The sequence below is a fragment of the Streptomyces sp. NPDC001315 genome (genome assembly GCF_042896175.1).
In the GTDB taxonomy this organism is placed as follows: Bacteria; Actinomycetota; Actinomycetes; order Streptomycetales; family Streptomycetaceae; genus Streptomyces.
Genome location: NZ_JBIAWZ010000002.1, coordinates 677,730 through 697,083, shown reverse-complemented (window position 1 = coordinate 697,083; position 19,354 = coordinate 677,730). Strand labels below are relative to the sequence as shown.

The window sequence follows — 19,354 nt, the reverse complement described above, 5'->3', positions numbered from 1 at the left end:
GTGATCAGTCCACCGTCACGTAGTCGGGGCCGGAGTAGCGGCCGGTGGCCAGCTTCTGGCGCTGCATCAGCAGGTCGTTCAGAAGTGAGGAGGCGCCGAAGCGGAACCAGTGGTTGTCCAGCCAGTCCTCGCCGACGGTCTCGTTGACCAGGACGAGGAACTTGATCGCGTCCTTGCTGGTGCGGATCCCGCCGGCCGGCTTCACGCCGACCTGGACGCCGGTCTGGGCGCGGAAGTCGCGCACGGCCTCCAGCATCAGCAGGGTGTTCGCGGGGGTCGCGTTCACGGCGACCTTGCCGGTCGAGGTCTTGATGAAGTCGGCCCCGGCCAGCATGCCGAGCCAGCTGGCGCGGCGGATGTTGTCGTACGTCGACAGCTCGCCGGTCTCGAAGATGACCTTGAGACGGGCGTTCGTCCCGCAGGCCTCCTTCACGGCGGTGATCTCGTCGTACACCTTGAGGTACTTGCCCGCGAGGAACGCCCCGCGGTCGATGACCATGTCGATCTCGTCGGCGCCCGCGGCGACCGCGTCGCGCACGTCGGCCAGCTTCACGTCGAGGGCGGCGCGGCCCGCGGGGAAGGCGGTGGCGACCGAGGCGACCTTCACACCCGAGCCGGCGACGGCCTCCTTGGCGGCGGCCACCATGTCGGGGTAGACGCAGACGGCCGCGGTCGAGGGGGTCGTACGGTCGGTCGGGTCGGGGTGGACCGCCTTGGCGCCGAGCGCCCGGACCTTGCCCGGGGTGTCCGCGCCTTCCAGCGTCGTCAGGTCGACCATCGAGATGGCGAGGTCGATGGCGTACGCCTTCGCGGTGGTCTTGATGGATCGGGTGCCGAGCGAGGCGGCGCGCGCCTCCAGGCCGACCGCGTCGACGCCGGGCAGCCCGTGGAGGAAGTGGCGCAGCGTGCTGTCGGACGCGGTGGCGTCAGCGAGAGCGTGTGTGGGGGTACCGCCCACGCTTTCGGCAGTGGGGGAGGGAGCAGTGATGGGCATGGTCACCAGACGAGCATATCTACGCGCGTAGCAGCTGTACACCCCCGGAGGCTCGTCCCGTGCAGAGGCACCGCGGACGAGCGTCGTCGTGGGCGTCGGGCAGAATCGGGACCATGACGACCCCCGAGCACCAGTCACCAGCGCAGCGGCCCCCGGCACCCGGGTCCAGGGACCGTGTCTACCGGTCGGCCTCGGGCCTGGCCGGCGGGGTCCTGCTGCTCGCCCTCGGCTGCTGGCTCGGCATCGACGCGCTCTTCGGCGGCCACGGCAGCACTCCGTGGCTGGCGCTCGCCGCGATGATCCTCTGCGTGCCGCTGGTGGTCGCCTTCACGCTGCGGCCCGCCGTCTTCGCGAACGACGACCGGCTGCGCGTCCGCAACCCCTTCCGGGTCGTCGTGGTGCCCTGGGGCGAGGTCGCCGCGCTGCGCTCCGGCTACTCCAACGAGGTGGTCACCAAGTCCGGGGCCAAGTACCAGCTGTGGGCGGTGCCCGTGTCGCTGCGGGCGCGGAAGCGGGCGGTGCGGCAGCAGACGCGGGCGGAGTCGGGCGGACGCCGGGGCGGGCTGTTCGGCGGTGGCGTGGCGGGCGGTCTGGGCGGCATGGACGTCACCGGGGCCAGTGGGCCGGCGGCTGACGTGGGGCCGGTGCGCGCCGAGACCGACAAGATCATGGACGAGCTGCGCGAGCTGCTGAAGGCGCGGGAGAAGGCCACGGCCTCGCAGGGCGAGGTGACCGTGCGCTGGGCGTACGAGGTCATCGGGCCGATGGTGGCCGGAGCGGTGCTGCTGGCGGTTCTGCTCGCGGTCAAGTGAGCGCGAGGCATTCGCGAGTGATCCGCGAGTGAGTCCGCCTGGGGCGGCGCCGCTCGGGTCGGTGAACGCACAGGTTCCTGGGCCATGATCTGCTCCCGCCTCGGCCGCGACGGCCGGTCCCCCCACCCGGAGACGGAACCGAGGGCCGCTGCACAACCACCCTCGTGGTCCGAGTGTCTGGGGAGCGATGAGTAGTACGTACGTCCGGCGGCCGCTGCCCGCCGCCGCGATACCCGACGGCTGCCGCCCCTGGAACGGGGAACAGGCACGCCGGTGGACGCGGGCCCTGCCGCCGAGATGGGTGCCGGTGCGATGGGTCGGGTTGCCGGTCCTCAAGGTGGTGCTGCCGGCGGGCGCGCTGGCCGCCCTGGGCCTGACCGAGGCCGGTCTGCCGGAGTACCTCGCGGCACTGGCCGCGCTCCACCTCGTCTGGTTGCCGCTGCGGCCCGAGATCGTACGGGTGTCGGCGCCGGCTCTGGCCCTCGTGGCCGTCGTCCAGCGTCCCGCGCCGGTGCTTGTCGTGCTCGCCGGCGCGCTTGTGTCGGCCGGGGGCTCCTGGGCGATCGCCGCACTGCGTCTGCGGGCGCGGGCGCGGCAGCGGGAGGCGGCGCTTGGGGCGGCCGGAGGCGTGACCGCCCCGCTGCCGGGCGCGGACCGGCCCCTCGGGCGCGGCCGGCTGCTGTCCGGGCTCGGGATCGTTCTGATCCTGGCGGGCGCCCCGCTGATCGCGACCGCCGGGATGTGGAGCCTGTCGGAGCAACGTCGGGCGGCGGCTGTCGCCGGCTTCTTCGTGGCCGGGCTGGGTGCCACCATGCTGCTCTCCGGGGTACTGGGCCGGCGGCGGGCCGCCGCGCTGGGCGCCGCGCCGGCGCCCGTCCTGCGCGTCCTGATGCGCGAGGACAAGCACGCCGACACGGAGGTCTTCGCGGCGGACGACGTGGCGGCTCTGCGACCGCTGTTCACCGTCGCCACGGTCGAGCTGGACCACGACACGGACGACGACGAGGACGGGGGGGACGACGAGGGGGACGACGAGGCGGAGCTGGAGGAGTTTCTCGCCCGGCTCGACGACGACCGGCCCGGCCCGCTGCGCGAGGCCGTCCTGTACGGGGCGCCGTACGAGGGCGCCGAGGTCGTGCTCGTGAGCGCCGCGGTGAAGCCGGGCGAGCCGCCGATGGTGGAACGGTCGTCCGGGCCCGTACGACCGCTGTCGGAGGGCAGCGTCCGGCGCCGGCTCGAGCGGGAGAAGCGAACGGCGGCCCGGACCGCGGCGGACGACGAACAGCGCCTCGGCCTGGTGGCGGCCGCGCGCTTGACGAAGACGGTGCCGGTACGGCGCTGGCGTGCGGGCGCGGTGGACTGGCTGGCCGGTTTTCTGAAGGTGCTGTGGGGCGTCTCGATCTGCTGGGCGGCGCTCACCGACGCGGACATCAGCCTCTGGCAGCAGATCGTCATCGCCCTCCTGGGCCTGTCGGGCGCGGCCCGCCTTCCCGTGACGCTGTGCTGGCGCATCACCGCCGACCGCACCGGGTTGTGGCTGAACGGCCTGCGCGGGACCACCCACATTCCGTGGGACGACCTCCGCTCGGTCCGCCGGGAGTCCTTCGAGCTGAAGCTGCGCTGGCGCGGAGGCGAGTCCTGGGCGGTTGTCGCGCCCCGCTGGGCCCGGTTCCAGCGCAGGCGCGGCCGGCCCCATCCGTACGACGCCTTGGCCGCCGAAGTCACCGCCATGCGCAACGACCCCGCCCTGCGCCCCACCGGTGACAGTGAGGAACGCGAGCGGGGCCGTCCGCTGTGGCCGCTGGCCGTGCTGTTCGCCCTGCTGTGGCTGACGGCCGTACTGAGCAGCGAGGTGTGGTTCTAGCCGGTTCCAGGTCGGGCGAGCGGGGGCGCCCGGGGTGTACGGGTCAGATGCCGGCGGCCGCCGACAGGTCCCGCTTGATCGTCGCCAGCAGGTCGGCGGCCTCGGCGCGGGCCGCCGGGAGGTCGGCGTGGGTGCCGACGGGGACGACGACCTCCAGGTAGCACTTCAGTTTGGGCTCGGTGCCGCTGGGCCGGACGATGACGCGGGCGCCGTCGAGCGTGTAGCGCAGGCCGTCCGTGGGCGGGAGCCGGTCGGTGCCCTGGGTGAGGTCCTCGGCCTTGGTGATCGGCAGTCCGGCGAGCTCGGTCGGCGGCTGCTCGCGGAGCCGTCGCATGGCGTCGGCGATGACCGAGAGGTCCTGGACGCGGACCGAGAGCTGGTCGGTGGCGTGCAGGCCGTGCTCGACGGCGAGGTCGTCGAGCAGGTCGAGGAGGGTGCGGCCCTCCTCCTTGAGTTCGGAGGCCAGTTCGGTGATGAGCAGCGCGGCCGTGATGCCGTCCTTGTCACGCACGCCGTCGGGGTCCACGCAGTAGCCGAGGGCCTCCTCGTAGCCGTAGCGAAGGCCCTCCACCCGGGCGATCCACTTGAAGCCGGTGAGGGTCTCCTCGTACGGCAGACCCGCCTTCTCGGCGATCCGGCCGAGGAGGGAGGAGGACACGATCGACTCGGCGAAGGTGCCGGTGACTCCGCGCCGGACGAGGTGGGCGGCGAGGAGGGAGCCGACCTCGTCGCCGCGGAGCATGCGCCACGCCCCGTTCTCCTCGACGGCCGCGGCGCAGCGGTCGGCGTCGGGGTCGTTGGCGATGACCAGGTCGGGGTCGGTCTCGCGGGCCTTGGCGAAGGCCAGGTCCATGGCGCCGGGCTCTTCCGGGTTGGGGAAGGCGACGGTCGGGAAGTCGGGGTCGGGCTCGGCCTGCTCGGCGACGAGGGCGGGCTCGGGGAAGCCGGCCCGGGCGAAGGCGGCGAGGAGGACGTCCTTGCCGACGCCGTGCAGCGCCGTGTAGACGGTGCGGGCGGTGCGGGGGGAAGTGGGGGACAGGACGGCGTCCGTGCGGGCGAGGTAGGCGTCGAGGACGCTGTCGTCGAGGGTTTCCCAGCCGGCCTCCGGACGCGGGACGTCGTTCAGCGAGGCGATCGTGTCGATCTCGGCGGCGATCTCGGCGTCGGCGGGCGGAACGATCTGCGAACCGTCGCCGAGGTAGACCTTGTAGCCGTTGTCGCGGGGCGGGTTGTGGCTGGCCGTGACCTCCACGCCGGCGACCGCGCCGAGGTGCCTTATGGCGTAGGCGAGCACGGGGGTGGGGAGCGGGCGGGGGAGTACGGCGGCCCGGAGTCCCGCGCCCGTCATCACGGCCGCCGTGTCGTGGGCGAAGTCGGCGGACTTGTGGCGGGCGTCGTAGCCGATGACGACGAGGCCGTCGGTGCTGCCGTTCTTCTTCAGGTACGCGGCCAGGCCGGCGGCGGCACGGATGACGACCGAGCGGTTCATGCGCATGGGGCCGGCGCCGAGTTCGCCGCGCAGGCCCGCCGTGCCGAACTGGAGGGTGCCGCTGAAGCGTGCGGCGAGCTCGGCGTGGTCCCCCGCGTCGATGAGCTCGGCGAGTTCCGCACGGGTGTCCGCGTCGGGGTCCTCGGCCAGCCATGACGTGGCCCGTGCGATGAGATCGTCGTGCACGTTCGGTCCAACCTCTCGTTTTCTTCGTGCGCGTGCGTGCGTGCGGGTCGCGGCCCTGGGGGCTCTGCCCCGGACCCCGGCCCTGTGCGCGTCCACCACCCGACTCGGTCGGGTGGGAGGCGGAGGCCGAGGTTACGCCGGGTTCCCTACAGGCGGCCCAGGACCTGGGCCAGCAGGGAGCCCATCCGGGCGGCGCTGTCGCGGCCGGCCTGGAGGACCTCCTCGTGGTTGAGGGGCTCGCCCGTCATGCCCGCCGCGAGGTTGGTGACGAGCGAGATGCCGAGCACCTCGGCGCCCGCCTCGCGCGCCGCGATCGCCTCCAGGACCGTCGACATGCCGACGAGGTCCGCGCCGATGACGCGGGCCATGCGGATCTCGGCCGGAGTCTCGTAGTGCGGGCCGGGGAACTGCGCGTAGACGCCCTCCTCCAGGCTGGCGTCGATCTCCTTGCACAGGGCGCGCAGACGCGGGGAGTAGAGGTCCGTGAGGTCCACGAAGTTCGCGCCGACGATCGGCGACGTCGCCGTGAGGTTGATGTGGTCGCTGATCAGGACCGGCTGCCCGGGACGCATGCCCTCGCGCAGACCCCCGCAGCCGTTGGTCAGGACCATGGTCTTGCAGCCGGCGGCCACCGCCGTGCGGACCCCGTGCGCGACGGAGGCGACGCCGCGGCCCTCGTAATAGTGCGTGCGGCCCAGGAAGACGAGCGCACGCTTCTCGCCGATCTGGTACGAGCGGATCTTGCCGCCGTGCCCCTCGACCACCGGCGGCGGGAATCCGGGCAGCTCGGTGACCTGGAACTCGGCGTCGGGAGCCCCCAGGGCGTCGACGGCCGGTGCCCAGCCGGAGCCCATCACGAGGGCGACGTCGTGGGTCTCGGCGCCCGTGAGCTCGCGCAGGCGCGAGGCGGCCGCGTCGGCGGCGGCGTAGGGGTCGCCCTGGATGTCGTCCGGAAGAAGAGATGCGTTCACGCGATGAGCGTAGCCGGTTCGGGCCTACGCGCGTAGATGACGGAGGTAACGGGATGGCGATCGTTGTCTTGTCGTTTCCAACGAAGCCGTTCCCGGCGAACCGCTTCGGCGGGAGCGGGGCTCAGCAGGGCCGCTTCCGCAGCTCCATCACATAGTCGTGCGGCGCTCCCGCCGACTCCGCCGCGTCCGCGACCTCACCCAGGTAGCGGGCGGAGGGCAGTCCGCCCTCGTAGCCGTTCAGCACGTACGCCCACGCCGACTCCTCCCCGTCCAGGGTGTGCACCCGCACCCGCACCCGGCGGTAGATGCCGAGGCCGACGCCCTCCCAGCGGTCCAGCGACTCCTCGTCCATGGGGGCGATGTCGTAGAGCGCGACGAAGACCTGCGCGCGGGGGCACTCGACGACCGTGGCCAGCGCGCCGTCCCAGCTCAGCTGCTCGCCGCCGAACGTCAGCCGCCAGTCGTTCAGCCAGCCCGTCGCGCGGAGCGGCGAGTGCGGGGCGCGGCGGGACATCAGCCGCGCGTCGAGGTTGCCGGCGTACGCGGTGTAGAGCGACATGGGTCGAGAGTACGCCCGTCACGCGTGTCACTCCCGTCACGGGCGTACTCCTCCAAGACCCCGCGCCCAGCCCCCCGGGCAGGAGCACCTCGAACCGTGCGGGAGAATGGAGTACGTGACTCGGATCGTGATCATCGGTGGCGGACCCGGCGGCTACGAAGCAGCGCTGGTGGCAGCGCAGCTCGGCGCGGAGGTGACCGTCGTCGACTGCGACGGTCTGGGCGGAGCGTCGGTGCTGACCGACTGCGTGCCGTCGAAGACCCTTATCGCTACGGCCGAGGTGATGACCACCTTCGACTCGTCGTACGAAGAGCTGGGGATCATCGTCGCCGACGACACCCCACCCCTGGAGCAGTCCGCCCGGGTCGTGGGCGTCGACCTCGGCAAGGTCAACCGGCGTGTGAAGCGGCTCGCGCTCGCGCAGTCGCACGACATCACGGCCTCCGTGACGCGCGCCGGCGCGCGGGTCATGCGCGGGCGCGGCCGGCTGGAGGGCATGCAGGCCCTCGACGGCTCGCGCAAGGTCGTCGTCGCGGCCGCCGACGGCACCGAGGAGACCCTCGTCGCCGACGCCGTCCTCATCGCCACCGGCGGTCACCCGCGCGAACTGCCGGACGCCCAGCCCGACGGCGAGCGCATCCTCAACTGGACCCAGGTCTACGACCTCACCGAGCTCCCCGAGGAGCTCATCGTGGTCGGTTCGGGTGTCACCGGTGCCGAGTTCGCCGGTGCCTACCAGGCGCTCGGGTCGAAGGTGACCCTCGTGTCGTCCCGGGACCGCGTGCTGCCCGGCGAGGACCCGGACGCCGCCGCCGTCCTCGAGGACGTCTTCCGCCGCCGCGGCATGAACGTCATGGCCCGCTCCCGTGCCTCCGCCGCCAAGCGCGTCGGCGACCGCGTCGAGGTCACCCTCGCCGACGGCCGCGTCATCAGCGGCTCGCACTGCCTCATGGCCGTCGGCGCCATCCCGAACAGCGAGGGCATGGGTCTGGAGGAGGCCGGGGTCAAGCTCCGCGACTCCGGGCACATCTGGACCGACAAGGTCTCCAGGACCACCGCCCCCGGCGTGTACGCGGCGGGTGACGTGACGGGCATCTTCGCCCTCGCCTCCGTCGCCGCCATGCAGGGACGTATCGCCATGTACCACTTCCTCGGCGACGCGGTGGCCCCGCTCAACCTCAAGACGGTCTCCTCGAACGTCTTCACCGACCCCGAGATCGCCACCGTCGGCTACAGCCAGGCCGACGTCGACGCCGGCAAGATCGAAGCCCGGGTCGTGAAGCTTCCGCTGCTGCGCAACCCGCGCGCCAAGATGCAGGGCATCCGGGACGGCTTCGTCAAGATCTTCTGCCGTCCGGGCACGGGCATCGTCGTCGGCGGTGTGGTCGTCGCGCCGCGCGCCTCGGAACTGATCCACCCCATCTCGATCGCCGTCGACAACAATCTGACGGTCGAACAGATCGCGAACGCGTTCACCGTGTACCCCTCCCTTTCGGGGTCGATCGCCGAGGTGGCACGGCAACTGCACACCCGTAAGGCCACGGGCGAGGGCTGACGGCCGAAAGCGACTCCCCGCTGGTCACGGGGAGTTGTCGAGCATTCGTACGGCATAGTCGGCGCGACTAGGCCCTATACCACTCCGTGCCCCACCGTGCGAACATCTTCTATTATTCGGCGCAAACTGCTGAAAGCAGACGGTCGTTGGGGTTACTGTCAGTTTCGTGTTCGCTGCAGAACGTCGCCAATTGATCCTCGAAATGGTGCGAGCGAACGGGGCCGTGTCGCTCCGTGAGCTCGCCCGCGTCGTCCAGACCTCCGAAGTGACCGTACGGCGGGACGTGCGCGCACTGGAGGCAGAAGGACTCCTCGACCGCCGGCACGGCGGTGCGGTACTGCCGGGCGGATTCACGCGGGAGTCCGGCTTTCCGCAGAAGTCTCATCTCGCGACCGCCGAGAAAACGGCCATCGCCGACCTCGCCGCCAACTTCGTGGAAGAGGGCGAGGCCATCGTGGTCGGGGCGGGAACCACCACACAGGAGCTGGCGCGCCGGCTCGCCCGGGTCCCCGGCCTGACCGTCGTCACCAACTCCCTCCTCGTCGCCCAGGCGTTGGCCCACGCCAACCGGGTGGAGGTCGTGATGACCGGCGGCACCCTGCGCGGTTCCAACTACGCCCTGGTCGGGAGCGGTGCCGAGCAGTCCCTGCAGGGGCTGCGGGTCTCGCGGGCCTTCCTCTCCGGCAGTGGTCTGACCGCCGAGCGCGGGCTGTCCACGTCCAACATGCTGTCGGCGTCCGTCGACCGGGCGCTCGTCCAGGCCGCCGCGGAGGTCGTCGTCCTCGCCGACCACACCAAGCTGGGTACGGACACCATGTTCCAGACCGTCCCCACCGACCTGATCACCCGTCTGATCACCGACGAACCTCCCGGCCACGACGACCGCGCCGCCACCGAGCTCCAGGCCCTCGCAGACCAGGGGGTGCAGATCGCCGTGGCCGGGGCGTCGGGAAGCCCGGGGGGTGATCAGGTCCCGGCGCGCCAGCAGCGCCGGGACGTGCCTCTCCCGGCCCCCCGCCGAGGCCAGGTCCCGGGTGCGGGTCCCGGCCTGAGGACCGCCGCGGTCCTGGGCGACCAGACATCGGGCACGGAACGGGCCCGCGTGGCGGACCTGCGGCGCCGCTGAGGACGGGCGCGGGCATCGGTCTCGCTTCCGCGGTCGGCGCCTCCGCAGCCTCCCCTGTGTCGTCGCCCCCACCGCTCCCACCTGCGCTTCTCTCGCGTCTCTCCCTCCTGGTGAGCCTGCGCAAGAGGCCTTCCCGGGGCGCTCGGACGCCGTACCGTCGTCTCAGGGCTTCGGGCGGGAGCGGCGCCGGGAGAGTGTGATGGAGATCAGCGGGGCTGACGCGCGGCGCGTGCTGGAGCTGAGCCGTGAACTGGAGGACGCCACCAGCACGGAGGAAATGTGGGGGCGGGCCCTGTCCGCGGTGATGGAACTGGTGCCCGCCGACTCCGGACAGCGCTACTCCTTCTCCCTCGAGCCGCCGACCGCGTCCCTCTTCGCGGTCCCGTACGAGACCTTCCACCCGGACCCGAACGCCATCCACGAGCACCCCGAGGACCATCCGCTCACCGACGCGCTGCTGCTGACGACCGAGCCGCAGGCCTGGCGGGTGAGCGATGTCGCCAGCGACCGCCAGTGGTACGGCACTCACTGCTACAACCTCGACTTCCGCCCCTTCGGCATGCGCCGCCAGATCATCGCCAACGCCGCCGCCCGGCCGGGCCTCGCCGACGGCTACGCCCTCAACCGCAGCGGCAGCGACTTCACCGAACGGGAACGCGACCTGCTGAGCTTCGCCCAGCTCCAGTTCGCCGGCCTGGAACGGCAACTGACCACCCGGCAGCGCCTGCTCGCGCTCTCCGCCGCCGCCCTCGAACTCGCCGGCAGCCAGGGCTGCGGCCTCGCCCTGATCGACGACTCCGGCCGCCCCCAGCCCCTGAACGCCGTCGCCGCCGACCTCCTGTACGCCGTCCACGACGACCCCCGCCTCACCGAAGGCACCCCCTTCACCACCCGCGACGTCGAGGTGCACCACATCCCCCCGGCCACACCCGGGCACCCCGCCCTGCTCATCCTCCGCGACCTCGCCCGCGGCCGCGCCGTGGCCCGCCTGTTCGGGGTCACCGAGCAGGAGCACCGCACCCTCCGCCACCTCCACAGCGGCCGTACGGCGACGGAGACGGCCCGCCGGATGGGGCTCTCGCCGACCACCGTGCGGGGCTACATCGCCTCCCTGCACCGCAAACTGGAGGCCGGCCACACCGCGGCGCTGCTGCGCCGGGGACGCGACCTTGGACTGCTCACGGACTGACCCGACACGACATGTCGCGACCCGTCAGAATTGACGGATGGTCATCGGCCACACCCCGCCGCTTCACTGACGGAAGGCGCCCCCGAACGGGGGCAGGCCGCAAGGGGGACTCCCATGACCACCACGCCGCCACGCGAACAGTCAGCAGCCACCACGGACCCCGGCCAGGCACCCGGCGTCGGCCGCATCGCTCTCGGACTCACCGCGCTGCTCGGCCCACTGCTGCTGGCCGTCGCCACCGGCATCGTCCCGTACGGCACCGGCGACTCCGACAAGGACATCGTCAAGGACATCGCCGCCCACCGCACCCTCACCGAAGTCAGCGTCTGGGGCTGGATACTCGGCGGGCTCGCCCTGGTGGTCGGCATCCTCGTGGTCGGCCTGCTCGCGATGCGCCACTCCCCGAAACTCGGCCTGTGGGGCACGCTGCTGTTCGGCACCGGACTGCTGGCGATCTCCTTCACCCCGTCGATGGACGTGGTCGCCCTCGGCGGTCTGGACAAGGGGGTGAGCCAGGACGCCCTGGTGAAGGTCACGGACGGTACGTACGCGCTGCCGGTCGTGGGCGTCCCGACCCTGTACTTCGTCGCGGCGCACGTCGTCGGAGCGATCCTGCTCGGCACCGCCCTGCTGCGCGGCCGGGTGATCCCCGCCTGGGCCGCCTGGTCGCTGATCCTGGCCATGCCGATCAACGTGGCCGGCTATGCGGGCAGCCTGATGCCCGTCACCGTCCTGTCGTTCCTGCTGCTGGCGACCGGCTTCGGCGCCGCCGGACTCGTCGTCGTACGGCACGGCACCGGCTGGACACGCACCTCCTGAACCACCGTCACGGGGGACGGGGAAACGAAACGCCCCGCGGACCGACTGCTCCGGTCCGCGGGGCGTTTCGACGTACGAGGGCGTCAGTCCTTGATCTCGCAGATCGCGGCGCCGGACGTGACGGAGGCGCCGACGTCGGCGTTCAGGCCCTTGATGGTGCCGGAGCGGTGCGCGTTGAGCGGCTGCTCCATCTTCATCGCCTCGAGGACGACGACCAGGTCGCCCTCCTTGACCTCCTGGCCCTCCTCGACGGCGACCTTGACGATCGTGCCCTGCATCGGGGAGGCGAGGGTGTCGCCGGAGGCGACGGGGCCGGACTTCTTGGCCGCGCGGCGCTTGGGCTTGGCACCCGCCGCGAGGCCCGTGCGGGCCAGGGTCATGCCGAGTGAGGACGGCAGGGAGACCTCGAGGCGCTTGCCGCCGACCTCGACGACGATCGTCTCGCGGTCCGCGTCCTCCTCGGCCTCGGCGTCGGCCGCAGCGGCGAAGGCGGGGATCTCGTTGACGAACTCGGTCTCGATCCAGCGGGTGTGGACCGTGAACGGGTCGTCGGAGCCGGTCAGCTCGGGGGCGAACGCCGGGTCCTTGACCACCGCGCGGTGGAAGGGGATGGCGGTCGCCATGCCCTCGACCTGGAACTCCTCCAGGGCACGGGAGGCGCGCTGCAGGGCCTGCTCGCGGGTGGCGCCGGTGACGATCAGCTTGGCCAGCAGGGAGTCCCAGGCCGGACCGATGACGCTGCCGGACTCCACGCCCGCGTCGAGGCGGACGCCCGGGCCGGACGGCGGGTCGAAGGCGGTGACGGTGCCGGGGGCCGGGAGGAAGCCCCGGCCCGGGTCCTCGCCGTTGATGCGGAACTCGAAGGAGTGGCCGCGCAGCGCGGGGTCGCTGTAGCCGAGTTCCTCACCGTCGGCGATGCGGAACATCTCGCGCACCAGGTCGATGCCGGAGACCTCCTCGGTCACCGGGTGCTCCACCTGGAGGCGGGTGTTGACCTCGAGGAAGGAGATCGTGCCGTCGAGGCCGACGAGGAACTCCACGGTGCCCGCGCCGACGTAGCCGGCCTCCTTCAGGATCGCCTTGGAGGAGGAGTACAGCTCGGCGACCTGCTCGTCGGACAGGAACGGCGCGGGCGCCTCCTCGACCAGCTTCTGGTGCCGGCGCTGCAGGGAGCAGTCACGGGTGGAGACGACCACCACGTTGCCGTGGCTGTCGGCCAGGCACTGCGTCTCCACGTGCCGCGGCTTGTCCAGGTAGCGCTCGACGAAGCACTCGCCGCGGCCGAAGGCGGCGACGGCCTCACGCACCGCGGACTCGTACAGCTCCGGGACCTCTTCGAGGGTCCGGGCGACCTTCAGGCCGCGCCCGCCACCGCCGAAGGCGGCCTTGATGGCGATGGGCAGGCCGTGCTCCTTGGCGAAGGCGACGACCTCGTCGGCGCCGGAGACCGGGTCGGGCGTGCCGGCCACCAGCGGCGCGCCGGCGCGCTGGGCGATGTGCCGGGCGGCGACCTTGTCACCGAGGTCACGGATGGCCTGCGGCGGCGGACCGATCCAGATCAGGTCGGCGTCGAGGACGGCCTGGGCGAAGTCGGCGTTCTCCGAGAGGAAGCCGTACCCGGGGTGGATGGCGTCCGCGCCCGACTCGCGCGCCGCCTTCAACACCTTGTCGATGTCGAGGTAGCTGGTCGCCGGGGTGTCACCGCCCAGGGCGAACGCCTCATCCGCGGCGCGGACATGCAGAGCGTCCCGGTCCGGGTCGGCGTAGACGGCCACGCTCGCGATACCGGCATCCCGGCAGGCCCGGGCAACGCGGACAGCGATTTCGCCACGGTTGGCGATGAGCACCTTGCGCACGATTGAGGCTCCCTCCTTGAAACAAGCCGAGTTTAGGGACTGCCGACACGGCACTTCGACCCATCCCCAATGGTGAGCTTGCCCACACGGAGCGTGATGCGAGGCTCGCCGATCCGCGAAATCCCTTGTCGCACCTCGGTACGCAGGGCTCCTTCGGGAAACCCTAGCCCTCCGGTGTGGTCAAGGTCTCTGTAAGAGCGTGCTGCGGCCCACTCGGTTTCTTTGTGGAGTCCCTACGAATGGCCCAATGATTCTTTGCCCTCGCCTGAACCCTTGTCCCAGGGTTTACCCGTTAGTAGCGTTCGCGATGTCCCGAACGTACTAGGGGTAACAGCGGTCCTGCTCGGACGGCGGTCGAAAGTGGGTGGCCCGGTGGTGCGAAGACCGGTGGCGTGGGTGGTGGCGGTCGTGCTGTTCGTCGAGGCCCTTGGCATCGCGGCGGTCAACTGGTTCATGGGGGTCGTCGTGGACCGGCAGCACATGTCCCTGGCGGGCCTGGACCCCGACGTGATGTCGATGTCCTCGAAGATCGGCGGGATCCTCTTCGGGTTGTACTTCGCGCTGTGCGGCCTGGTCGCGCTGCTCGTCGCCCTGCGCAACCGGCCGCCCGCCGGCTTCGGGCGGGTGGTGCTGATCAGCGCGGCCGTGGTGCACGGCCTGCTGGGCGCGTTCGCGTGGGGGCTGCTCGGCACGACCGCCTTCGTGTACATGGTGGTCGTGCTCGCGCTGATCGTGCTGCTGCTGATGACGTACGACCGTCAGGAGGGGCCCGCGGCCGAGGAGCCCGGCAAGCCCGCGGAACCCCAGGACGGCTCCCCGGTCACCCCGCCGCCGGCGCCCAGCGCGACCTGATCAGCCTTCCCGGGGCGTCCACAACTCCGTGATGCCGATACCCAGTTCGGCCAGCAGTCGCCGCACGAGGGGCAGGCTGATGCCGATCACGTTGCCGTGGTCGCCGTCGATGCCCTCGATGAAGGGCGCCGAGCGGCCGTCGAGGGTGAACGCCCCGGCGACGTGGAGGGGCTCGCCCGAGGCGACATACGCGGCGATCTCGTCGTCGGTGGGGTCGCCGAAGCGGACGACGGTGGACGCGACGCCGGCCACGTACCGCTTGGCCGTCGTGTCCCAGATGCAGTGGCCCGTCTGCAGGGTCCCGGCGCGGCCGCGCATCGCCTTCCAGCGGGCGGTGGCCTCCTCGGCGTCGGCGGGCTTGCCGAGGGCGTGGCCGTCCAGCTCGAGCACCGAGTCGCAGCCGATCACCAGCGCGCCCTGGACGTCCGGCCTGGCCGCCACGACGGAGGCCTTGGCCTCGGCGAGGGCGAGTGCCAGCTCGGCGGGGGTGGGCGCGGTGACGGCGTCCTCGTCGACGCCGCTCACGAGCACCTCGGGGTCGAGTCCGGCCTGCCGCAGCAGGCCGAGCCGGGCGGGGGACTGGGAGGCGAGGACGAGTCGGCGGCGCGGCTGATCAGTCATGCGACCAGCGTATCGGCGGACAAGCCCGGCCCACTCACCTCAGCCCGATCACGATCATCGCGAGCACCATGGCCAGCGCCATGAGAACGCCGAGCCGCCGCAACATGACCTGCGTCTCGCGCAGTTCCTCCGGCGGTTCGTTCTCGGGGTCGGACCACAGCATGTGATCCAGCCTGCGGCGATTCGGCGCCGGACGCCTGAGTACGCGTACTCAAACTTGCCCCTGACCCGCCCGTACGGCGTCGGCCACCACCGTGGGTCCGGTGGCCGACGCCGTCGTGGCTGTTCTTGGGACTCGGAGGGGCTTCCTAGCCGGGCCAGTACGTGCGGGCCCACGCCGACGGGCCCGGCCGGGGGACCGGGTGGCCGGCGATGCGGGCCGGGTCGGACCAGGAGTCCCGCGGGCCGGGCGCGCCGGGCGGCGTGGCAGATGCCGCCGCGGCGCGGGCTCGGACCACCGCCAGTGCGGCGGCCAGCTCCTCGGGGGTCGGATTGCCCCGTATGACCTTGATCGTCACAACCGCTCCCAGGGTCTAGAGGGGGATGTTGCCGTGCTTCTTCGGAGGCAGGGATTCCCGCTTGGTACGCAGCTGACGCAGGCCGCGCACGATGTGCCGGCGGGTGTCCGACGGCATGATGACGGAGTCGACGTAGCCGCGCTCGGCCGCGATGTAGGGGTTGAGGAGGGTGTCCTCGTACTCCTGGATCACCCGGGCCCGGGTCGCCTCCAGGTCACCGGCGGCCTCCGCCTCGGCGATCGTGCGGCGGTGCAGGATGTTGACCGCGCCCTGCGCGCCCATGACGGCGATCTGGGCGGTCGGCCAGGCGAGGTTGATGTCGGCGCCCAGGTGCTTGGAGCCCATGACGTCGTAGGCGCCGCCGAAGGCCTTGCGGGTGATCACCGTGATGAGCGGGACGGTGGCCTCGGCGTAGGCGTAGATCAGCTTGGCACCGCGGCGGATGATGCCGTCGTGCTCCTGGTCGACGCCGGGCAGGAAGCCGGGCACGTCCACGAAGGTGAGGACCGGGATGTTGAAGGCGTCGCAGGTCCGCACGAAGCGGGCGGCCTTCTCGGACGCCTTGATGTCCAGGCAGCCGGCGAACTGCATGGGCTGGTTGGCGACGATGCCCACCGGGTGGCCCTCGACCCGGCCGTAGCCGGTGACGATGTTCGGCGCGAACAGCGGCTGCGTCTCGAGGAACTCTCCGTCGTCCAGGACGTGTTCGAGCACCGTGTGCATGTCGTACGGCTGGTTCGCGCTGTCCGGGACGATGCTGTTCAGCTCGAGGTCCTCGTCGGTGACGGACAGGTCCGCCTCCTCCGGGAAGACCGGGGGCTCGCTGAGGTTGTTGGACGGCAGGTACGACAGCAGCTGCTTGACGTACTCGACGGCGTCCTTCTCGTCCCCGGCCATGTGGTGCGCCACGCCTGAGACGGAGTTGTGGGTGCGGGCACCGCCCAGCTCCTCGAAGCCGACGTCCTCGCCGGTGACCGTCTTGATGACGTCCGGGCCGGTGATGAACATGTGCGAGGTCTGGTCGACCATCACCGTGAAGTCGGTGATGGCGGGCGAGTAGACGGCACCGCCGGCACACGGGCCCACGACCAGGCTGATCTGCGGGATCACGCCCGACGCGTGCGTGTTGCGGCGGAAGATCTCGCCGTACGCGCCGAGGGAGGCGACGCCCTCCTGGATGCGGGCGCCACCGGAGTCGTTGATGCCGATGACCGGGCAGCCGGTCTTCAGGGCGAAGTCCATGACCTTGACGATCTTCTGGCCGTAGACCTCGCCCAGGGCGCCGCCGAAGACGGTGAAGTCCTGGGAGAAGACGGCCACGGGACGCCCGTCGACGGTGCCGTATCCGGTGACGACGCCATCGCCGTACGGGCGGTTCTTCTCCAGGCCGAAGTCCGTCGAGCGGTGCCTGGCGAACTCGTCGAACTCGACGAAGGAGCCCTCGTCGAGGAGCAGCTCGATCCGCTCACGGGCCGTCAGCTTGCCCTTGGCGTGCTGTTTTTCGACGGCGCGTTCCGAACCGGCGTGCGTCGCTTCCTGGATACGGCGCTGGAGATCCGCGAGCTTGCCCGCGGTGGTGTGAATGTCGATCTCTTCCGGCTCGGACATCGGGATACGGCTCCCTGCCTGCTCAAAAGGGGGGACGGTTACTCATCCGTAGCGTAGTGGCGTGCCCATCAATCGGCAGTGCGGCGTTTACCACACCTAGGGTGGCTTGCATGACGCCGCGAGATGCCTCAGACGGAAACGACAGCCGCTGGTCCGACCTGGACCGTCCGCCCCTCAACGCGGCCGCGTTGCGCCGCGCGCTGGTGCGCGAGGGAGGCCTGTGGACAGAGGTGGAGGTGGTGCAGCAGACAGGTTCAACGAACTCCGATCTGGTGGCCCGGGCGGTCGGGCTCAAGGCGGCCGAGGGCGCGGTCCTCGTCGCGGAGGAGCAGAACGCCGGGCGTGGTCGCCTGGACCGCCAGTGGACCGCTCCGGCCCGCTCCGGCCTGTTCTTCTCCGTCCTGCTGCGACCCAGCGACGTGCCGGTGGCCCGCTGGGGCTGGCTGCCGCTGCTCACCGGGGTCGCCGTGGCGACGGGGCTGGCCCGCGCGGCCGGCGTGGACACGGCCCTCAAGTGGCCCAACGACCTGCTGGTCACGATCGGGGGCGAGGAGCGCAAGGCGGGCGGGATCCTCGCGGAACGCGCCGGGGACGACGGTGTCGTCGTCGGGGTCGGCATCAACGTCACCCTCCGCGCGGAGGAGCTGCCCGTGCCGCAGGCGGGCTCGCTGGCCCTGGCCGGGGCGGTGACCACCGACCGGGATCCGCTGCTGCGGGCCGTGCTGCGGTCTCTGGAGGACTGGTACGGGCGCTGGCGGGACGCCGGGGGCGATCCGGAGGCCAGCGGCCTCCAGGAGACGTACGCGGCGGGCTGCGCGACGCTCGGCCGGACCGTACGGGCCGAGCTGCCGGGCGACCGCTCGATCGTCGGCGAGGCGGTGGCGGTCGACGGGGACGGACGGCTGGTGCTGGCCACGGGCGAAGGGGTACAGGAGCCGGTCGGGGCGGGAGACATCGTTCACCTCCGTCCGGCGTAGTTGTCGGGGGCTTCGCCCCGGGCCCCGGTCTTCGCCCGTGCGCCGCCGGACTGGCTCGGTCGGGAGGCCCCAGCTCATAGGGCCGGCGGCGACTGGCGGAGTGAGCTGGCGCACACCTGCCGTAGAGTGAAGGCCGGTCGATACCTGACCGTGACAGATCGGAAGGGCAGCAGGCGTGACCGTCGACGACACGGGCTCCGGCACGGGCGCGCACGGCCGGGTGGACCCTCCCCCGCTCTCGACTTCGCACGAGCAGGGGGACACCCACGCCGCGGACGCCGACGCCGACTCCGGCGAGGACCCGCTCGCCCTGCGCCTGGAGCAGCTCATCCTCGGCGCCGAGCGGCGCTACACCCCCTTCCAGGCGGCGCGCAGCGCCGGCGTCTCCGTGGAGCTGGCCACGCGCTTCTGGCGGGCCATGGGGTTCGCCGACATCGGCCAGGCCAAGGCGCTCACCGAGGCGGACGTGCTCGCGCTGCGGCGGCTGTCCGGTCTTGTCGAGGCGGGGCTGTTGAGCGAGGCGATGGCGGTGCAGGTGGCCCGGTCCACCGGGCAGACCACCGCCCGGTTGGCGGAATGGCAGATCGACTCCTTCCTGGAGGGCCTGACCGAGCCGCCCGAGCCGGGGATGACCCGCACCGAGGTGACGTACCCCATCGTCGAGCTGCTGCTGCCCGAGCTGGAGGAGTTCCTCGTCTACGTCTGGCGGCGGCAGCTCGCCGCGTCGGCCGGGCGGGTCGTCCAGGCCACCGATGACGAGGAGATGGTCGACCGGCGGCTCGCCGTCGGCTTCGCCGATCTCGTCGGGTTCACGCGGCTGACCCGCCGTATGGAAGAGGAGGAGCTCGGCGAACTCGTCGAGGCCTTCGAGACGACCGCCGCCGACCTGGTGGCCGCACGTGGTGGGCGGCTCATCAAGACGCTCGGCGACGAGGTGCTGTTCGCCGCCGACGACGCGGGTGTCGCCGCCGAGATCGCGCTGCGGCTCATCGAGACCATGGCCAACGACGAGACGATGCCCGAGCTGCGCGTCGGCATGGCCTTCGGCACGGTGACGACCCGGATGGGTGACGTCTTCGGTACCACGGTCAACCTCGCCTCGCGGCTGACGTCGATAGCTCCGCGCGACGCCGTCCTCGTCGACGGCGCCTTCGCCCAGGAGCTGATCCGCACCGGTGAGGCGCCGGTCTCCGAGGCGGAGGCGGCGGAGGCCGCTGCCGCCGCCGAGAAGGAGGGCGAGGAGCCGCCGACGTACCGCTGCGCGCTGCGACCCATGTGGCAGCGGCCGGTGCGCGGACTCGGCGTGGTCGAGCCGTGGCTGCTCACCCGCCGGGACGACGACCAGCAGTAGAGCCCGG

General features: G+C 71.8%; 18 protein-coding genes. 9 read left to right on the top strand and 9 right to left on the bottom strand.

The window, feature by feature from the left end; genetic code table 11:
* Positions 1–4: 4 nt before the first annotated feature.
* Positions 5–994, bottom strand: coding sequence for a deoxyribose-phosphate aldolase (gene deoC / locus ACFY16_RS10350; RefSeq protein WP_390646710.1), 990 nt, complete (start codon positions 992–994; stop codon positions 5–7).
* A 113-nt stretch (positions 995–1,107) separates the two neighbouring features.
* Between deoC and ACFY16_RS10345 the strand changes: the two genes are divergently transcribed.
* The gene (locus ACFY16_RS10345) at positions 1,108–1,806 is read left to right on the top strand and encodes a PH domain-containing protein (RefSeq protein ID WP_390646668.1); all 699 of its coding nucleotides are present in this window, start codon (positions 1,108–1,110) and stop codon (positions 1,804–1,806) included.
* A 187-nt stretch (positions 1,807–1,993) separates the two neighbouring features.
* A complete protein-coding gene (locus ACFY16_RS10340; protein WP_390646667.1) occupies positions 1,994–3,670 on the top strand; it encodes a hypothetical protein in 1,677 nt (558 codons plus the stop codon).
* Positions 3,671–3,713: 43 nt separating this feature from the next.
* On the opposite strand, the gene ACFY16_RS10335 is transcribed toward ACFY16_RS10340, so the two are convergent.
* The 3 genes from ACFY16_RS10335 to ACFY16_RS10325 form a co-directional block, all read right to left on the bottom strand.
* Complete coding sequence (locus ACFY16_RS10335; RefSeq protein WP_390646666.1) at positions 3,714–5,345, bottom strand: phospho-sugar mutase; 1,632 nt, start codon at positions 5,343–5,345, stop codon at positions 3,714–3,716.
* A gap of 146 nt (positions 5,346–5,491) precedes the next feature.
* Complete coding sequence (locus ACFY16_RS10330; protein ID WP_390646665.1) at positions 5,492–6,316, bottom strand: purine-nucleoside phosphorylase; 825 nt, start codon at positions 6,314–6,316, stop codon at positions 5,492–5,494.
* A 121-nt stretch (positions 6,317–6,437) separates the two neighbouring features.
* Entirely contained in the window at positions 6,438–6,875 is a 438-nt protein-coding gene (locus tag ACFY16_RS10325) for a gamma-glutamylcyclotransferase (RefSeq protein ID WP_390646664.1), read from the bottom strand.
* 106 nt (positions 6,876–6,981) lie between these two features.
* Here ACFY16_RS10325 and ACFY16_RS10320 point away from each other — a divergent pair, with 106 nt between their 5' ends.
* From ACFY16_RS10320 to ACFY16_RS10305, 4 genes are all read left to right on the top strand, one after another.
* The gene (locus ACFY16_RS10320) at positions 6,982–8,430 is read left to right on the top strand and encodes an NAD(P)H-quinone dehydrogenase (RefSeq protein ID WP_390646663.1); all 1,449 of its coding nucleotides are present in this window, start codon (positions 6,982–6,984) and stop codon (positions 8,428–8,430) included.
* A 166-nt stretch (positions 8,431–8,596) separates the two neighbouring features.
* The gene (locus ACFY16_RS10315; RefSeq protein ID WP_390646662.1) at positions 8,597–9,556 is read left to right on the top strand and encodes a DeoR/GlpR family DNA-binding transcription regulator; all 960 of its coding nucleotides are present in this window, start codon (positions 8,597–8,599) and stop codon (positions 9,554–9,556) included.
* A gap of 199 nt (positions 9,557–9,755) precedes the next feature.
* Positions 9,756–10,745, top strand: a complete 990-nt coding sequence (locus tag ACFY16_RS10310) for a response regulator transcription factor (RefSeq protein ID WP_390646661.1) — start codon at positions 9,756–9,758, stop codon at positions 10,743–10,745.
* A 114-nt stretch (positions 10,746–10,859) separates the two neighbouring features.
* Positions 10,860–11,564, top strand: coding sequence for a hypothetical protein (locus ACFY16_RS10305; protein ID WP_390646660.1), 705 nt, complete (start codon positions 10,860–10,862; stop codon positions 11,562–11,564).
* Between the two features lie 83 nt (positions 11,565–11,647).
* Here the strand turns inward: ACFY16_RS10305 and ACFY16_RS10300 are convergent, their stop codons facing one another.
* The gene (locus ACFY16_RS10300) at positions 11,648–13,420 is read right to left on the bottom strand and encodes an acetyl/propionyl/methylcrotonyl-CoA carboxylase subunit alpha (RefSeq protein WP_390646659.1); all 1,773 of its coding nucleotides are present in this window, start codon (positions 13,418–13,420) and stop codon (positions 11,648–11,650) included.
* 372 nt (positions 13,421–13,792) lie between these two features.
* Here ACFY16_RS10300 and ACFY16_RS10295 point away from each other — a divergent pair, with 372 nt between their 5' ends.
* On the top strand, positions 13,793–14,272 hold the full coding sequence (locus ACFY16_RS10295; RefSeq protein WP_390646658.1) for a hypothetical protein: 480 nt from the start codon (positions 13,793–13,795) through the stop codon (positions 14,270–14,272).
* Here the strand turns inward: ACFY16_RS10295 and ACFY16_RS10290 are convergent, their stop codons facing one another.
* The 4 genes from ACFY16_RS10290 to ACFY16_RS10275 all read right to left on the bottom strand — a co-directional run bounded on the left by ACFY16_RS10290 (position 14,273) and on the right by ACFY16_RS10275 (position 17,019).
* Positions 14,273–14,893, bottom strand: a complete 621-nt coding sequence (locus ACFY16_RS10290; protein WP_390646657.1) for a Maf family protein — start codon at positions 14,891–14,893, stop codon at positions 14,273–14,275.
* 34 nt (positions 14,894–14,927) lie between these two features.
* A complete protein-coding gene (gene mmpB, locus ACFY16_RS10285; RefSeq protein WP_390646656.1) occupies positions 14,928–15,056 on the bottom strand; it encodes a morphogenic membrane protein MmpB in 129 nt (42 codons plus the stop codon).
* Between the two features lie 145 nt (positions 15,057–15,201).
* Positions 15,202–15,411 carry an acyl-CoA carboxylase epsilon subunit gene (locus ACFY16_RS10280; RefSeq protein WP_390646655.1) on the bottom strand — a complete coding sequence of 70 codons (210 nt, stop codon included), beginning with the start codon at positions 15,409–15,411 and terminating at the stop codon, positions 15,202–15,204.
* 15 nt (positions 15,412–15,426) lie between these two features.
* Positions 15,427–17,019 (bottom strand): acyl-CoA carboxylase subunit beta, encoded by a 1,593-nt coding sequence (locus ACFY16_RS10275; protein ID WP_390646654.1) that lies wholly within the window; start codon positions 17,017–17,019, stop codon positions 15,427–15,429.
* A 110-nt stretch (positions 17,020–17,129) separates the two neighbouring features.
* Here ACFY16_RS10275 and ACFY16_RS10270 point away from each other — a divergent pair, with 110 nt between their 5' ends.
* Both ACFY16_RS10270 and ACFY16_RS10265 read left to right on the top strand, forming a co-directional pair.
* Complete coding sequence (locus ACFY16_RS10270) at positions 17,130–17,996, top strand: biotin--[acetyl-CoA-carboxylase] ligase (protein ID WP_390646653.1); 867 nt, start codon at positions 17,130–17,132, stop codon at positions 17,994–17,996.
* 175 nt (positions 17,997–18,171) lie between these two features.
* The gene (locus ACFY16_RS10265; RefSeq protein WP_390646652.1) at positions 18,172–19,347 is read left to right on the top strand and encodes an adenylate/guanylate cyclase domain-containing protein; all 1,176 of its coding nucleotides are present in this window, start codon (positions 18,172–18,174) and stop codon (positions 19,345–19,347) included.
* Positions 19,348–19,354: the final 7 nt, after the last annotated feature.

What these genes read in the sequence shown, in the direction of transcription:
- deoC (WP_390646710.1), bottom strand. Translation starts at nt 994, where the DNA reads ATGCCCATCACTGCTCCCTCCCCCACTGCCGAAAGCGTGGGCGGTACC.
- ACFY16_RS10345 (WP_390646668.1), top strand. Translation starts at nt 1,108, where the DNA reads ATGACGACCCCCGAGCACCAGTCACCAGCGCAGCGGCCCCCGGCACCC.
- ACFY16_RS10340 (WP_390646667.1), top strand. Translation starts at nt 1,994, where the DNA reads ATGAGTAGTACGTACGTCCGGCGGCCGCTGCCCGCCGCCGCGATACCC.
- ACFY16_RS10325 (WP_390646664.1), bottom strand. Translation starts at nt 6,875, where the DNA reads ATGTCGCTCTACACCGCGTACGCCGGCAACCTCGACGCGCGGCTGATG.
- ACFY16_RS10320 (WP_390646663.1), top strand. Translation starts at nt 6,982, where the DNA reads ATGGAGTACGTGACTCGGATCGTGATCATCGGTGGCGGACCCGGCGGC.
- ACFY16_RS10310 (WP_390646661.1), top strand. Translation starts at nt 9,756, where the DNA reads ATGGAGATCAGCGGGGCTGACGCGCGGCGCGTGCTGGAGCTGAGCCGT.
- ACFY16_RS10305 (WP_390646660.1), top strand. Translation starts at nt 10,860, where the DNA reads ATGACCACCACGCCGCCACGCGAACAGTCAGCAGCCACCACGGACCCC.
- ACFY16_RS10290 (WP_390646657.1), bottom strand. Translation starts at nt 14,893, where the DNA reads ATGACTGATCAGCCGCGCCGCCGACTCGTCCTCGCCTCCCAGTCCCCC.
- mmpB (WP_390646656.1), bottom strand. Translation starts at nt 15,056, where the DNA reads ATGCTGTGGTCCGACCCCGAGAACGAACCGCCGGAGGAACTGCGCGAG.
- ACFY16_RS10275 (WP_390646654.1), bottom strand. Translation starts at nt 17,019, where the DNA reads ATGTCCGAGCCGGAAGAGATCGACATTCACACCACCGCGGGCAAGCTC.
- ACFY16_RS10270 (WP_390646653.1), top strand. Translation starts at nt 17,130, where the DNA reads ATGACGCCGCGAGATGCCTCAGACGGAAACGACAGCCGCTGGTCCGAC.